This is a genomic window from Sphaerothrix gracilis Ecp01, from assembly GCF_030405905.1.
Classification (GTDB): domain Bacteria; phylum Cyanobacteriota; class Cyanobacteriia; order Phormidesmidales; family Phormidesmidaceae; genus Sphaerothrix; species Sphaerothrix gracilis.
On record NZ_JASATW010000142.1, the window covers coordinates 1 to 1,043 of the forward strand.

2 protein-coding genes are annotated in these 1,043 nt (G+C 48.1%); both read left to right on the forward strand.

Going from position 1 to position 1,043, the window contains the following annotated elements; genetic code table 11:
* Positions 1–384 (forward strand): transposase family protein (locus tag QJQ48_RS28340; protein WP_346294511.1); only part of this gene is annotated, 384 nt, incomplete at its 5' end.
* Positions 385–628: 244 nt separating this feature from the next.
* Positions 629–904, forward strand: coding sequence for a photosystem I reaction center subunit PsaK (gene psaK, locus QJQ48_RS28345; protein WP_346294512.1), 276 nt, complete (start codon positions 629–631; stop codon positions 902–904).
* Positions 905–1,043 lie beyond the last annotated feature (139 nt).

The window sequence follows — 1,043 nt, forward strand, 5'->3', positions numbered from 1 at the left end:
AGTGACACCTATGAAGGCAAGAAACATGATAAAGCGATTGCCGATAGCGAGCACCTGTCGTTCCCTGAAGGCAGTACGTTATGGCAGGATACGGGGTTTCAGGGCTTTGCCCCAGAGGGGGTGACGATTCAGCAACCGAAGAAGAAACCTCGCAACCGCTCTCTGACAACTATTGAGAAGATGAACAACCGAAGTATTTCCAGTCTTCGTATTGAAGTGGAACACCACATCGGTGGCGTCAAACGCTGCCAAATTCTGAGGCAACCCTTTCGCAATTGGCTGGACCACTACGTCGATGACGTGATGGAGACTGCCTGCGGCTTGCATAACTTCCGCCTGACACACCGAGCAAAGCCAGGTCGTCTAGTGGGTCAAGCCGCTTGACCCCGAACGGTGAGAGGATATGGTGACTTCAACCGATTCCTTTCTTATTTCCGATAAAGTCTATTCAAGCCCAAGGTCTATTCATCCTCAAAAATCCACATAAATTTTTAGCAATGAATAACAGGTAACGAATCCTTTCTCTCTATTAACTCTGCTAAATATTTCATAAGCTTCTACAGACACCTCTTTATAATCCTTAATTGACCTGGTTTCAGAACCTTGAAGCTTAGCTGGAGATAGAAAATTGATTTATTCATCGCTTTTATGGTTGGCCCAAACAGCCCCTCAAACCCCGCAATGGTCTTTTAAAGTAGCGCTGGTGATGATTGCCTGTAACCTGTTTGCCATCGCCATTGGCCGCTATGCAATTCAAAAGCGCGGTGTCGGCCCAGAACTGCCTTTTTCGCTGCCGGGATTCTTTGAAGGCTTTGGCTTGCCTGAGCTGTTGGCAACGGCTAGCTTTGGGCATCTCTTGGGAGCCGGGATGATTCTAGGTTTGGGCAACGCTGGTCTGCTTTAAGCGCCTTTGAGGGGGAAATAGGTGAGGTTATCCGGCGGGAGAACTCTCAAGCACCTCACTACAATGAAGCTATAGTTCTGGAGTTTTCTCCTAATCAATGCATTGGGTTAACGACTTATGCAATCCGGCTGGCGCATCG